Genomic DNA, 13,147 nt, shown 5'->3' with positions numbered 1-13,147 from the left:
CCGGGGTGCCCCACGGGAGGGCCGCCGGGCCTCTACCCTCGACAGGGAGGACGCAGGGCGACGGAAGGGCGGCATGCCGGTGGAGGTCACCTGGTGGGGGCACGCGACCTGCACGGTCGAGGACTCCGGGGTCCGGTTCCTCACCGACCCGCTGTTCGCCCGGCGCCTCGCGCACCTGCGGCGCCGCCGCGGCGCCCCGCCGCCGCCCGAGGCGGCCGTGGCGGAGGCGGTCCTCGTCTCGCACCTGCACTCCGACCATCTGCACCTGCCGTCGCTGGCCCGGCTCGCGCCGGGGACCCGGGTGCTGGTGCCGGCCGGCGCGCCCGACGCCGTGCCGGGGCTGCGGCGGCTCGCCGCGGCGGGGCTGCGGCTCACGGAGGTGGCGGTCGGGGACGAGGTGACGGTGGAGGGCGTGACGGTACGGGCGGTGCCGGCGGCGCACGACGGGCGGCGGCTGCCGTTCGGCCCGCACCGCTCCCCCGCGCTCGGGTACGTCGTCGAGGGCGAGGCCCGGACGTACTTCGCCGGGGACACCGGTCTCTTCGACGACATGGCGGAGGCGGTCGGGCCGGTGGACGTGGCGCTGCTGCCGGTCGGCGGCTGGGGCCCGTACCTGGGCCACGGCCATCTGGACGCGGGCCGCGCGGCGCAGGCGCTCGCGGAGCTCTCCCCGGCGGCGGCGGTGCCGGTGCACTACGGCACGTACTGGCCGATCGGCCTGGACGGCGTGCGCCCGCACGAGTTCCACGCGCCGGGCGACGAGTTCGCCCGGCACGCGGCCCGGCTGGCGCCCAAGGTCGTGGTGCACCGGCCGGCGCACGGCGAGCGGGTGCGGCCGGAGGTCGCCCGGTGACAAGTGCGTTGCTCGCCGCCGTGGGCGACCTGCCGCCGGAGTCGACGCAGCAGGCGGTCGGCTTTCCGTCGCTGTTCCTGCTCGTGGCGCTGGGCGCCCTGGTGCCGGTGGTGCCGACGGGCGCGATCGTCAGCTCGGCGGCCGTGGTCGCCTTCCACCAGTCCTCGCCCCTGTCGCTCCTCGTCGTCTTCCTGCTGGCCTCGCTCGCCGCGTTCCTCGGCGATCTGGCGCTGTACTGGCTGGGGCAGCGGGGCGTGCGGTCGAGGAACGGTTCGCGGTGGCTGGCGGCGCTGCGCTCCCGGGTGACGGCGGACCGCCTCGCGCACGCGCAGGAGCGCCTCGACACCCATCAGGTGTCGGTGCTCGTGCTGTCCCGGCTGGTCCCGGCCGGCCGGATCCCGGTGATGCTGGCCTGTCTGCTCGCCCGCATGCCGCTGCGCCGCTTCGCGCGCGGGGACGCGGCGGCCTGTCTGGCGTGGGCGGCGACGTACCAGCTGATCGGCGTCCTGGGCGGCTCGCTCTTCCCGGAGCCGTGGCAGGGCGTGGTGGCGGCGGTGGGCCTGACGCTGCTGATCAGCGCGGGGCCCGCGGTGTGGCGGCGGGTCCGGGGCGGCCGGGGCGAGGTGCTACGGCACGAGGACGCGTGAGCCGCCCACCGGGAGGTCCCACAGGTCCTCGCGGGGCAGCCCCGCGCGTTCCCAGGCGGCCCGGACGCGGGTGAGGGGTTCGAGGACGGGCTCGGAGGACAGGACGAAGGTGGCCCAGTGCATGGGGGCCATCCGGCGGGCGCCCAGGTCCAGGTGGGCGCGGACGGCCTCCTCCGGGTCGGTGTGGACGTCCCGCAGCCACCAGCGGGGGTCGTAGGCGCCGATGGGGAGGAGCGCCAGGTCGATGCCGGGGTGGCGGCGGCCGATCTCGGCGAACCAGTGGCCGTAGCCGGTGTCCCCGGCGAAGTAGACGCGGTGGCCCGCGGGGTCGGTGAGCACCCAGCCGCCCCACAGGGAGCGGCAGGTGTCCAGGAGGGTGCGCTTGGACCAGTGGTGGGCGGGGACGAAGTCGAAGCGGACGCCGTCCAGTTCGGCCGCCTCCCACCAGTCGAGTTCGGTGACGCGGGTGAAGCCGCGGCGGCGGAACCAGCGGCCGAGGCCGGCCGGGACGAAGGCCGGGGTGGCGCGCGGGAGGCGGCGGAGGGTGGGGGCGTCGAGGTGGTCGAAGTGGTTGTGGCTGATGACGACCGCGTCGACCGGCGGCAGGTCCTCCCAGCGGACGCCGACCGGGGTGAGCCGGGCGGGGGTGCCGAGGATGCGGCGGGACCAGACCGGGTCGGTGAGGACGGTGAGGCCGCCGGCGCGCAGGATCCAGCTGGCGTGTCCGGCCCAGGTGACGGCGAGGGTGCCGGGGCCCGCGGGCGGCGGCGGGCCGGGCTCGAAGGGCAGCAGCGGCACGTCCCGCAGGCCCTCCGGCCGGGGGCGTACGGCGCCTTCCCTGGCGAGCCGGGCGAGCGCGCGGACGCCGGGCAGGGGCGCGGTGAGCCGGTCGGCGAAGGTGCGGGGCCAGTCCTCGCGGAGCCGGCCGAGCGGCTGGAGGACGGAGGTCGGCGGGGTGGCGGGCGCGGCCGGGTGCGGTGCCTCGGCGGCCGGGGCGGGGCGGGCCGTCCGTTCGGTCATCTGCGGGCTCCGTTCTGCGCGGTCGGGTCGGCCAGGTCGTCGAGGGCGGCGGACAGCTCGGCCAGGGCGCGGACCGCCTGGGGCAGTTCCTCCGGTGTACGGGAGGCGAGCGTCTCGGCGCGCTCGGGCGGGTCGGTGCCGAGCAGCGGCCCGGTGTCGAGGCGGACGCGGAGGGCGCCGAGTTCGTCGCCGAAGCGGTGGCCGCCGGGGACGGGCCGGCCGAGCCGGGCGGTGAGGTACTGCTCCAGCTCCAGGGAGTCGGTGACCCCGCGGGCGGCGAGTCCGGGGCGGAGCGGCCCGAGGTCGGCGTAGAGGTGGCGGCCGGCCCGCGGGGGCCGGGCGAGGGCGCCGGCGGCGAGGACGGCGCGGTGCGCGGCGGCGGCGAGCCGGCCGTGGACGGCGGCGGCCCGCAGGGCGGGTACGGAGACGTCCTCGGGTTCGTCGAGGGCGTGGGCGGCGGCGGGGGCGACGGGCGCGGGGAGGACGGCGCCGAGCGCGGTGAGGACGTCGAGGGCGCGGGCCCGGGGGTCGCCGTAGCGGTCGGAGCGGGCGCGGCCGGCCGGCGGGAAGCGGGCGATCGCGCAGGGCCAGGCGGCGGGGACGAGGCCGCCGCCGGCGAGGTCGGCGAGGACGGTGACGTCGTCGGGGCACATCTCGGCGGGGCTGACCAGGACGGTGTCCCGGGGGTCGTGGAGGGTGTCGCGCCAGGTCTCGTCGCTGACGATGTGGAGCCCCTCCGCGACGGCGGCCTCGCAGCTCTCCCGGACGAGTTCGGGCGGGGCGACGGTGGCGGTGGGGTCGTCGGCGACGGAGAGGAGCAGGACGCGCGGGTCGCCGCCCTCCGCGCGGACGCGGCGGACGGTCTCCAGGAGCGCGTACGGGTCGGGGACGCCGCCGGCCTCGGCGGTGGTGGGCACGTGGTACGCGGGCCGGCCGAGGAGCCGGATCTGCGGGGTCCACCAGGCGGGGCTCGGGCGGGGCAGCAGCACGTCGCCGCCGTGGGCGGCGAGCAGGGCCAGGAGCAGGGCGGGCGCGCCGGGCGCGGCGAGGCCGTCCTCGGCGTGGCCGCGCAGACCCCGGCGCCACCAGTAGCCGGCGGCGGCCTCGCGCAGTACGGGGCCGCCGCCGGGCGGTTCGGGGGAGGTCCGTCCGGCGGCGGCCGCGAGGAGGGCGGCGAGCCCCGGGGGGACGGGCCGGCCGCTCTCGGGCGCCGGAGGTCCGTAGCGCACCGGGCCGCGGCCTTCCGGAGCCGTCTCCCGCATGTCCCGTACCTCCTGAGCGCGCGGGGGCGCCGGGCACGGCATCCCCGAGCCCTTTATACGAAGGTTCGCGCCGGTCCGCCCGCCCAGATGACGGTGACCGGGTGACGGGCGACCGTGTCGACGAGGCGCCCCGGCGCGGGTGGTGGGCCGGTGGACGCGGCCGGTCTCCGGGGTGGCGCCGAGGGCCGTCCGGGTGACGGGGGCGGGGGCGGGGAAGTTGCGGCGGCGGCCCGGTTTCCCCCACGGTCCGGGCCGCCCCCGCGGGTACGCGCCCCCCGTCGCGCGTCCCCCCCGAGGGAAAGATATAGAAGTCGCTTCTAGAAACCAACTCCAGTCCGAGATCTTTCTCGCCGGACACTCCTGGACCACCCGCCCCGGACGCCGCCGAACTCCACGGCGCGGGCGGCCCGTTCGGGCGAGCGGGGCGGAGCGTCCGGTGTCCACATTTCAAGACGCCCGTCTCACCATCCGTCGCGAGCCCCTACCGTGGAAGCACCACCCACACCGAGGGAGTCGGTTCGATGACGCACGCCTCCGAGCAGTCCCGGGTCCACGAGACCGCCGTCTACACCCACGGCCACCACGAGTCGGTGCTCCGCTCGCACACCTGGCGCACCGCCGCCAACTCGGCGGCCTACCTGCTGGGCGAGGTGCGCCCCGGGCTCGACGTGCTGGATGTCGGCTGCGGGCCCGGCACCATCACCGCCGACCTGGCCGCGCTGGTCGCCCCGGGGCGGGTCACCGCCGTCGACGCCGCCGAGGACGTGCTGGCGAAGGCGCGCGCGACCGCCGCCGAACGCGGCCTGGAGAACGTGGAGTTCGCGGTCGCCGACGTCCACGCCCTGGACTTCCCCGACGACTCCTTCGACGTCGTCCACGCCCACCAGGTGCTCCAGCACGTGGGCGATCCGGTCCAGGCGCTGCGCGAGATGCGGCGCGTCTGCCGGACCGGCGGGATCGTCGCGGCCCGCGACAGCGACTACGGCGCCTTCGCCTGGTACCCGGAACGGCCCGCGCTCGACGGCTGGCTGGACCTGTACCACCGGGTGGCGCGCGCCAACGGCGGCGAACCGGACGCCGGGCGGCGGCTGTTCGCCTGGGCCCGGCAGGCCGGCTTCACCGACGTCACCACCACGGCGGCCGCCTGGTGCTTCGCCACCGCCGACGAGCGGGCCTGGTGGAGCGGCCTGTGGGCGGACCGCACGACCGCCTCCTCCTACGCGGAGCTGGCGGTCGAGGGCGGCCACGCCACCCGCGCCGAGCTGGCGGAGATCGCCGCGGCGTGGCGCGAGTGGGGCGCGCGGGAGGACGCGTGGTTCATGGTCCCGCACGGCGAGATCCTCTGCCGCGTCTCCTGAGCCCGTCGCGACCGGCCGGGCACGCCCTGCGGCGAGCCCGTGGCGACCGGCGGGGCACGCCCCACGGCCGCGTGCGGGCCCGTCGACCCGTGCCGTCCGGCTCGGCTGGACCGAGGGCGCGACCAGGTCTTTCCGCCGCCCGAAAAGGGCGCGCGGGCGGCGCGGGGGCCTGCCTAGGGTGGAGGGTCGTCCGCCGTCGGGGCGGGCGCCGGGAGCACCACGGGAGTACGAGAGATGGGCACGCCACACACCTACCGGGTCATCGTGCGGGGCACCTTCGACGGGCTGTCGCCCGCGAGCAGGGAGCGGCTGCTGGCCGAGGTGGAGGAGCACGGCCTGGCGTCGATGCGGTTCACCGAGGAGGGGTCGCTCAGCTACGACCGGACGCTCAGGCACTTCTCGTACCGGCTGGTCGTCACCTCGGACGCCGAGGACGGCGACGAGATGGCGGGCGCGCTCGCCGAGGAGCGGGTGGAGGCGGCGCTGGGCGCGCTCGGCCACGGGTACACGGGGCTGAGGTCGACCGTGACCGACCTCGACACGATGAAGATCAACCGCAAGGGTCGGTGATCGCCCACCGCTCGTGGTCCCGCCAGGCCCCGTCGATGAGGAGCATCGCCGGCGAGAAGCCCTCCAGGCGGAAGCCGGCGCGGCGGACCAGGGCGCGCGAAGGGGCGTTGCCCGGTTGGATGTTGGCCTCGAGCCGGTGCAGCCCCATCGGCCCGAAGGCGTGTGCCAGGAGCAGGCCGAGCGCCTCGCCCATCAGGCCGCGCCCCGCGGCGTGCGCGAAGGCGCCGTAGCCGAGGGCGCCGCTGCGGAAGGCGCCGTGGACGATGTTGTTGACCGTGAGGAAGCCGGCGATGCGGCCGGCCGCCTCCCGCTCGCAGACGAGGAAGCCGGCCCGCGCCGGATCCCCGGTCAGCGCGCCCGCGTAGGCGGCGTACCGCTCGGCCGTGCGCGGCGGGAAGAGCCACGGCCGGTGCAGTTCCACGCTCTCCTCGGCCCGGGCGGTGAACTCCTCCCCGTCGGCGAGCGTGAACGGCCGCAGCCCCACGCGGGGCCCGGCCGTGAGAAACGGTTCGTGATCATCGGGCATGCGCCCAGGCTAGGGCCTGTCCGGCGGATCACGCCGTGGCCCCGGCCATGATCCGCCGGACAGGCCCTAGGGCGTGTCTGACAATTGGCGTCGGATCAGGCCGGGTCGTCCGGTGCGTGCGATCGGCGTGCGGCCGGGGCGCCCTTGTAGCGGAGCTACTGGGGCGTTTCGGCCGTGCGGCGAGCGTGCGTGCCGGGCGGGCCGGACCCGACGGGAATTGTCAGACACGCCCTAGTCGGGGCGGGGCCGGTCAGCGGCGGGCCGCGGTCACCCGGACGGGGCAGGGTTCGCCCTTGCGGAGGACGCCGATCACGACCGTCGTACGGCGGTCGAGGCCCGTCCCCGCGGACGGGTACTGGGTGCAGACACGCCAGCGCGGCGGCCACAGGACGCGCCGGTCGCGGCCGCTCGCGTCGTGGACGTCGAGGCGGGTGCGGTGGTCGAGGCGGGTGAAGACCCGCCACAGGCCCCCGCCCCGGAAGTCCGGCATCGGCGGCCGGGCGCCGGCCGCCGCCTCCCGGGCCCGCCGGAGGTCCGTGTCACCGGCCGCACCGGCCGCCACCGCGGCGACGGCCAGCGCCGCGCCCGCCCCGATCAGGGCGCCGCGCTTCACTTGTTCCTCCGGGGGCCCCTCCGGGCCGCGTACCAGCCGCAGATCGCGCCCAGCACGGCGGTCGCGAGGAGGGCGAGGTAGAGCGGCATCGTCACCTCCGGGATCAGCAGCCGGATCTTGACCTGGCGGGTGTTCTCGAAGATGAAGACGAGCAGCAGGACCGCGACGACCGCGATCCCGATGCGCCCGGGGGTGATGGCGCCGAACCGGTCGCCCCGTTGCGTGCCCGCCGTGTCCTTGGGACTCATGCCCGCCCTCTCCTCCGTCGTCCGTCTCGGGCGTACCCGTGGGACCAGAATGGGGGGACATGCACCCCGGCGGGCGGGTGGACGACGCCGTCCGGGTGACTTGTCAGACAACCTTGGGCGGCTACGGTGGTGGCCGGACGACGGGACGAGGAGGAGCCTTGGCGCTCAGCGGGCACCGGCGGCGACCGGTGGTGGCGCTCTACGAGCGGATCGCGGACGCCGTCCACGACGGCACCTACCCGCCCGGCTCCACCCTCCCCTCCGAGCCGAGGCTCGCCGCCGAACTGGGCGTGAGCCGGCCGGCCCTGCGCGAGGCGCTGCTGCTCCTCCAGGAGGACGGGCTGCTCACGGTCCGCCGGGGCGTGGGCCGCACGGTCAACGCCCGGCCGCCCCGGCGCGGCTTCGAGCACGTCCAGCCGCTGGAGGAGCTGATCGGCGGCGGCACCGGCCCCCGGGTGCGGGCGCTGCTGCGCACCCTGGAGGAGCCCACCGACTTCACCACCCAGCACCTGCTGGCCCCGGCCGGTGCCGAGCTCCGGTTCTGGGAGTCGGTGCTCGGCGGCGAGTCCGGGCCCGCCGCGCTCAGCCACGAGTGGGCGGCGGCCGACGAGGTCCTGGACCGCGTCCACCCCGCCTTCGCCGCCGCGCTGCGCGCGTGCGCGGACGCCCCGGGGCAGGACCGCGCCGTGTCGATGCTCGCGGTCCTGGTCGGCGCCTCCCGCGAGGTCGCCCTGCTCGCCCACAGCGGGATCACCGCCACCCTGCTCGGACGGCGCCGCGGCGAGCAGCTGGGCCGCCCCGCCGAGACCCCGGCGGTCCTGGTCACCCAGGTGGTACGCGTCGGGGACACCCCCGTCCTCGCCGCGAAGCACATGCTGCCGACGGGCGCCCCCGCGCTGCCGGTCCTCCAGTCCCACTGAGCCTCCGCCCCGGGCGCCCCGCACCCCCGGCCCGCGACCGGAGCGCGCACGGGACCCCCGCCCTCGGAGCCGTACCGACTTCTCCCCGGTGGCCACGGGTGCGCCGGGCGGGTCATGACGTACACTTCCCGGCCATGCACTTGTCTGACAACTCCGCTGCGTCCGCCCCGTCCTCCTCGGCCGCCCCGTCCGCCCGGGCCGCCGTCTCCGACTGGATCCGCCGCGCCCCCAAGGCCGTCCTCCACGACCACCTCGACGGCGGGCTGCGCCCGGCCACCATCGTCGAGCTGGCCCGCGCCTGCGGCTACACCGCGCTGCCGACCGAGGACCCGGCCGAGCTCGCGGTCTGGTTCCGGGACGCCGCCGACTCCGGCTCGCTGGAGCGCTACCTGGAGACCTTCGCCCACACCTGCGCGGTCATGCAGACCCGCGAGGCGCTCGTCAGGATCGCGGCCGAGTGCGCCGAGGACCTGGCGGCCGACGGCGTCGTCTACGCCGAGGTGCGGTACGCCCCCGAGCAGCACCTGGAGGCCGGGCTCACCCTCGACGAGGTCGTCGAGGCGGTCAACGAGGGCTTCCGCGAGGGCGAGCGCAAGACCGGCGGCCGGATCACCGTCCGGGCCCTGCTCACCGGCATGCGGCACACCGACCGCTCGCTGGAGATCGCCCGGCTCACCGTCGCCCACCGCGACAACGGCGTGGCCGGCTTCGACATCGCCGGCGGCGAGATCGGCAACCCGCCCGCCCGCCACCTGCCCGCCTTCCAGCACCTCAAGCGGGAGAACTGCCACTTCACCATCCACGCGGGCGAGGCCGTCGGCGCCGAGTCCATCCACGAGGCCGTGCAGGTCTGCGGCACCGAGCGGATCGGCCACGGCGTGCGGATCACCGACGACATCGCCGAGGACGGCACCCTGGGCCGCCTCGCCTCCTACGTCCGCGACAACCGGATCGCCCTGGAGGTCTGCCCGACCTCCAACCTCCAGACCGGCGCCGCCAAGGACTACGGCTCCCACCCGATCGACGAGCTGCGCCGCCTCGGCTTCCGCGTCACGCTCAACACCGACAACCGCCTGGTCTCCGGCACCACCATGAGCGAGGAGTTCCAGCACATGGCGGACGCCTTCGGGTACGGCCCCGAGGTCTTCGAGGAGTTCACGGTCGCCGCCCTGGAGGCCGCCTTCCTGCCGCTGCCCGAGCGCGAGCGCCTGATCGCGGAGGTCGTGCGCCCGGGGTACGCCGCCCTGTGACGGCCCGGGGAGGGCGGCGGGCGCCGTCCTCCCCGGTGGAAGCCCGATGGAACAATGGCGCCATGACAGCTGCTGAGGAGTTCAGGCCCGAGTCGGAGCGGATCACGCGCGCCCTGCGCGACCAGATCATCGACGGGACGCGGGCTCCCGGCAGCCGGCTGGTGGAGCGGGAGATCGCCGCCGAGCTGGACGTGAGCCGCCTCCCGGTCCGCGACGCGCTCCGGGACCTGGTCAACGAGGGGCTCGTCACGCCCCGGCCGCGCACCTGGGCCGTGGTCCGCGAGTTCACCGCCTCCGACATCGCCGACCTCGTCGAGGTCCGGTCCGCCCTGGAGATCCTCGCCTTCCGGCTCGCCGCCCAGCGCCGCACCCGCGCGGGCCTCGCCAAGCTGCGCGCCGTCCTCGACGCCGAGCAGGCCGCCGCGGCACGCGGCGACGGCGCCGAGGCGCGCCGCGCGGCGGCCGACTTCCACGAGACGGTCACCGAACTCGCCGACAACGCCCTGCTGAACGAGCTGGAGGGCACGCTGCGGAGCCGGATGCGGTGGCTGCTCGGCCAGCACGACGAGTTCGCGGTCGTGGCGGAGGAGCACGAGGAGCTGTTCCGGCGGATCGAGGCGCGGGACGTGGAGGGCGTGGAGGAGCTGGCCCTGCACCACCTGGAGACCAGCCAGAGCAAGGCGACCGAACACCGGCGCCGGCTGGCGGGCGAGAGCGGCGAGAGCCCGGCCGCCGAGTAGCCCCTTCGCCGCCGGGCAGCCCCTCCCCCGGGGACGGCGGTCAGGTCAGGGCCGGTACGTCGAGGGTGAGCGTGCTCGGGACGGCGGTCAGATCAGGGCCGGTACGTCGAGGGTGAGCGTGCTCGGGACGGCGGTCAGGTCAGGGCCGGTACGTCGAGGGTGAGCGTGCCGGCGTCGGCGTCGAGGACGGCCGGCACGCCGAGCGGCACCGTCGGCGCGGCGGGGTCGTGCCCGAAGCCCATCCGCTCCACGACCGGCACGCCCAGACCGCCGAGCCGGTCCGCGAGCAGCGCCCGGACCTCCTCGTACGGGCCGCACTCCTCCCAGGAGCCGAGGGCGATCCCGGCGACGCCGTCGAGCCAGCCGGAGCGCAGCAGTTGGGTGAGGATCCGGTCGAGGCGGTACGGCTCCTCCCCCACGTCCTCCAGGAGGAGCAGCCCGCCCCGGGCGGAGGGGCGGGCGTGCGGGGTGCCGAGGTCGGCGGCGAGCAGGCTGGCGCAACCGCCGAGGGTGACACCGGAGGCGCGGCCCGGCACGAGGGTGTGGCCGGTCGCCGGGGTCCGTACCGTCTCGGGTGCGAAGAGCGTGGCCCGCAGGGACTCCCGGGTGCGCGCCTCGGTGAGGAAGGCGGCGGTCGCAGGCATCGGGCCGTGCAGGGTCGCGAAGCCGGCGCGGCGGGCGAACGCCTCGTGCAGGGCGGTGACGTCGCTGTAGCCGATGAAGGGCTTGGGGCCGGCCGCGCGGATGGCCGGCCAGTCCACCAGGTCCACCATGCGCTGGGCGCCGTAGCCGCCGCGCGCGCAGATCACGGCGGCGACGGAGGGGTCGGTGTACGCCTGCGACAGGTCGCGGGCCCGGTCGCGGTCGGTGCCCGCGAGGTGGCCGAGGGCCCGGTGGGCGTCGAGGACGTGCGGGCCGACGACCGGTTCGAGGCCGAGGCGGCGCAGCAGGGCGAGCCCGGGCAGGAGCCGGTCCTCGGGCACCGGGCCGCAGGGGGCGACCACGGCGATCCGGTCGCCGGGCCGCAGCCGGGCGGGGCGGGCGAGCTCCGGCACGGGCGCGGCGGCGGGGGCGGTCATGTGCGCAGCTCCAGCTCCGGCACGTCCGGTCGGTCGAAGCCGAAGACCCGTGCGTAGAGGGCGAGTTCGGCCTCCAGGGCGCGGATCACGGTCTCGGCCTGCCGGAAGCCGTGGCCTTCGCCGGGGAAGGCGAGGTAGGCGTGCGGGATCCCTCGACCGGCGGCGCGGGCGAGGAGCCGCTCGGCCTGGGCGGGCGGACAGATGACGTCGTCGAGGCCCTGGAGGAGCAGGAAGGGGGCGGTGATCCGGTCGACGTGCGCGATCGGGGACCGCTCCTCGTACCGCTCGGGCACCTCGTCGAGCCGGCCGATGAGGCCGTCGAGGTAGCGGGACTCGAAGTCGTGCGTCTCGTCGGTGGCCCAGCCCTTGAGGTCGAGGACGGGGTAGATGATCGTGCCGCAGGCGTAGACGTCGGTCCGAGCGAGGGAGCAGGCGCTGGTCCAGCCGCCGGCGCTGCCGCCGCTGATGGCGAGACGGTCGGGGTCGGCGCTGCCCTCGGCCGCGAGGGCGCGGGCGACGGCGGCGCAGTCCTCGACGTCGACGACGCCCCACTCGCCGCGCAGCCGCTCGCGGTAGGCGCGGCCGTAGCCGGTGGAGCCGCCGTAGTCGACGTCGGCGACGCCGATGCCCCGGGAGGTGAAGTAGGCGGTCTCCAGGTCGAGGACGAGGGCAAAGCGGCCGGTGGGGCCGCCGTGGGCGCGGATGACGTAGGGCGGGAGCTCGCCGGCGGGACCGCTGGCGTCGGGGTTGCGCGGCGGGTACACGTGGGCGTGGATCTCCCGGCCGCCGGGGCCGGTGAAGGTCCGGGTGACGGGCTCGGGGTAGTGGGCGGGGTCGACGCGGTCGGTGTGGGGGGAGCCGATGACCCGGGTGCGTCCGGTGCGGGTGTCGAGTTCGACGATCTCGTGGGAGCGGTCGGGGCCCGCGGCGACGCCGAGGACGCGGGTGCCGTGGACGGCGAGGGTGGCGCCCCAGACGGTCCAGGGCCCCGGGGCGTCGACGAGGGCGCCGCTGTCGGGGTCGAGGATGCCGAGGACGGCGTCGCCCCGGCCGTGGAGGACGGCGATCGGCCCGGTCTCCAGGGCCTTGAACCAGGTGAGCCCGGTCTGCCAGAGCGGCCCGGCGAACTCCTCCTCGCGCGGGCAGAGCGCGGCGAGCGGTCCGAGGGTGCCGTCGGCGGCGACCTCGGCCCGGTAGAGGTTCCACCAGCCGGTGCGGTCGCTCGCGAGGAGAAGCCGTCCCGCCGCGTCCCAGTCGGCCTGCGGCACCGACTCCTCCGGCCCGCCCGCGACGGTCCTGGCGTCCTTGAGCCCGCCGTCGGCGGTGATCTCGGCGAGGACGGCCTCGGTGCCGTCCCACGGCATCCGGGGGTGGTCCCAGCCGAGCCAGACCGCCCGCCGCCCGTCGGGCGAGATCCGGGGCCCGGTGACGAACCGGTGGCGTCCGTCGGAGAGTTCGCGGACGGCGGCCCGGTCGTCGGCCGCGGAGCCGTCGAGGGGGACGGCGGCGAGGACCCGGCGGACGTCGGTGGGCGCCGGGCCGGTGAACTCCTCCAGGACGCACCAGACCTCGCCGCGCTCGGGCCGGAGCACCGGATCGGCCCAGCGCAGGCCGCCGCCGACGGCGGAGACGGGGGTGAGCGGCCGGGGCTCCGCCCCGGGCCCGGCGTCGGGCTCGTAGACGTACAGCCGCTGGTCGGGGAAGTGGCAGAAGACCACGAGGGGCCCGCCGGAGGGCTGTTCGACGGCGGCCCAGGGGCGGCCTCCGTACTCGATGACCCTGCTCCGCACGTTCCACGGCGGGGGCAGCACGGTCTCCTCGGTGCCGTCGGCGCGCCGCCGGACGAGGGTCCTGCGGCCGCCCTCGACGGGCCGGGGCGCGGTCCACCACACCTCGTCGCCGACGGTGGCCAGATGATCGAGCCGTCCGTCGCCGGCCGCCGCCAGGGCGGCGGTGACGGGCGACGGCCAGCTGCCGTAGGCGGCCGTGTTCTGCATCCTTCGATCCCCCCAGGGTCCGGGTCGGTACGCGCGGTCAGGCGCTCTTCGGGTAGCGGTCAGG

General features: G+C 76.7%; 14 protein-coding genes. 7 read left to right on the top strand and 7 right to left on the bottom strand.

What is annotated here, in order from left to right; all coding sequences use genetic code 11:
- The first annotated feature begins 73 nt into the window (after nt 1-73).
- Complete coding sequence (locus tag ACIGHB_RS00950; protein ID WP_360313778.1) at nt 74-853, top strand: MBL fold metallo-hydrolase; 780 nt, start codon at nt 74-76, stop codon at nt 851-853.
- Nucleotides 850-1,500 (top strand): DedA family protein, encoded by a 651-nt coding sequence (locus tag ACIGHB_RS00945; protein WP_399908390.1) that lies wholly within the window; start codon nt 850-852, stop codon nt 1,498-1,500. The genes ACIGHB_RS00950 and ACIGHB_RS00945 overlap by 4 nt, the downstream gene beginning before the upstream one ends.
- Here the strand turns inward: ACIGHB_RS00945 and ACIGHB_RS00940 are convergent.
- Together ACIGHB_RS00940 and ACIGHB_RS00935 are read right to left on the bottom strand one after the other, a co-directional pair.
- A complete protein-coding gene (locus ACIGHB_RS00940) occupies nt 1,480-2,520 on the bottom strand; it encodes an MBL fold metallo-hydrolase (protein ID WP_360313774.1) in 1,041 nt (346 codons plus the stop codon). The two genes, ACIGHB_RS00945 and ACIGHB_RS00940, sit on opposite strands and share 21 nt — an antisense overlap.
- Entirely contained in the window at nt 2,517-3,782 is a 1,266-nt protein-coding gene (locus ACIGHB_RS00935; protein WP_399908386.1) for an aminotransferase class I/II-fold pyridoxal phosphate-dependent enzyme, read from the bottom strand. Before ACIGHB_RS00935 ends, ACIGHB_RS00940 begins: the two co-directional genes overlap by 4 nt.
- 521 nt (nt 3,783-4,303) lie before the next feature.
- Between ACIGHB_RS00935 and ACIGHB_RS00930 the strand changes: the two genes are divergently transcribed.
- Nucleotides 4,304-5,140: a methyltransferase domain-containing protein gene (locus ACIGHB_RS00930; RefSeq protein ID WP_399908383.1), complete on the top strand. Its 837-nt coding sequence runs from the start codon at nt 4,304-4,306 to the stop codon at nt 5,138-5,140.
- Between the two features lie 234 nt (nt 5,141-5,374).
- A complete protein-coding gene (locus tag ACIGHB_RS00925) occupies nt 5,375-5,710 on the top strand; it encodes a DUF6204 family protein (RefSeq protein WP_360313768.1) in 336 nt (111 codons plus the stop codon).
- On the opposite strand, the gene ACIGHB_RS00920 is transcribed toward ACIGHB_RS00925, so the two are convergent.
- The 3 genes from ACIGHB_RS00920 to ACIGHB_RS00910 form a co-directional block, all read right to left on the bottom strand.
- Nucleotides 5,691-6,236 (bottom strand): GNAT family protein, encoded by a 546-nt coding sequence (locus ACIGHB_RS00920; RefSeq protein WP_360313766.1) that lies wholly within the window; start codon nt 6,234-6,236, stop codon nt 5,691-5,693. The two genes, ACIGHB_RS00925 and ACIGHB_RS00920, sit on opposite strands and share 20 nt — an antisense overlap.
- A gap of 250 nt (nt 6,237-6,486) precedes the next feature.
- Nucleotides 6,487-6,849: a hypothetical protein gene (locus ACIGHB_RS00915; protein ID WP_360313764.1), complete on the bottom strand. Its 363-nt coding sequence runs from the start codon at nt 6,847-6,849 to the stop codon at nt 6,487-6,489.
- Nucleotides 6,846-7,097 carry a LapA family protein gene (locus tag ACIGHB_RS00910; protein WP_360313762.1) on the bottom strand — a complete coding sequence of 84 codons (252 nt, stop codon included), beginning with the start codon at nt 7,095-7,097 and terminating at the stop codon, nt 6,846-6,848. Before ACIGHB_RS00910 ends, ACIGHB_RS00915 begins: the two co-directional genes overlap by 4 nt.
- A 158-nt stretch (nt 7,098-7,255) precedes the next feature.
- Here ACIGHB_RS00910 and ACIGHB_RS00905 point away from each other — a divergent pair, with 158 nt between their 5' ends.
- The 3 genes from ACIGHB_RS00905 (at nt 7,256) to ACIGHB_RS00895 (ending at nt 10,007) form a co-directional block, all read left to right on the top strand.
- A complete protein-coding gene (locus ACIGHB_RS00905; RefSeq protein ID WP_388873599.1) occupies nt 7,256-8,017 on the top strand; it encodes a GntR family transcriptional regulator in 762 nt (253 codons plus the stop codon).
- A gap of 134 nt (nt 8,018-8,151) precedes the next feature.
- Nucleotides 8,152-9,267 carry an adenosine deaminase gene (locus ACIGHB_RS00900; RefSeq protein WP_399908377.1) on the top strand — a complete coding sequence of 372 codons (1,116 nt, stop codon included), beginning with the start codon at nt 8,152-8,154 and terminating at the stop codon, nt 9,265-9,267.
- A 62-nt stretch (nt 9,268-9,329) separates the two neighbouring features.
- Nucleotides 9,330-10,007 (top strand): GntR family transcriptional regulator, encoded by a 678-nt coding sequence (locus ACIGHB_RS00895; RefSeq protein ID WP_360313756.1) that lies wholly within the window; start codon nt 9,330-9,332, stop codon nt 10,005-10,007.
- 134 nt (nt 10,008-10,141) lie between these two features.
- Here the strand turns inward: ACIGHB_RS00895 and ACIGHB_RS00890 are convergent, their stop codons facing one another.
- Together ACIGHB_RS00890 and ACIGHB_RS00885 are read right to left on the bottom strand one after the other, a co-directional pair.
- Complete coding sequence (locus ACIGHB_RS00890; RefSeq protein ID WP_399908373.1) at nt 10,142-11,086, bottom strand: LD-carboxypeptidase; 945 nt, start codon at nt 11,084-11,086, stop codon at nt 10,142-10,144.
- Nucleotides 11,083-13,083 (bottom strand): S9 family peptidase, encoded by a 2,001-nt coding sequence (locus tag ACIGHB_RS00885; protein WP_399908370.1) that lies wholly within the window; start codon nt 13,081-13,083, stop codon nt 11,083-11,085. The genes ACIGHB_RS00890 and ACIGHB_RS00885 overlap by 4 nt, the downstream gene beginning before the upstream one ends.
- Nucleotides 13,084-13,147: the final 64 nt, after the last annotated feature.

This window comes from Streptomyces sp. NPDC085460 (assembly GCF_044541975.1).
Lineage (GTDB): Bacteria > Actinomycetota > Actinomycetes > Streptomycetales > Streptomycetaceae > Streptomyces.
This window is presented reverse-complemented; position numbering and strand designations above follow the sequence as displayed.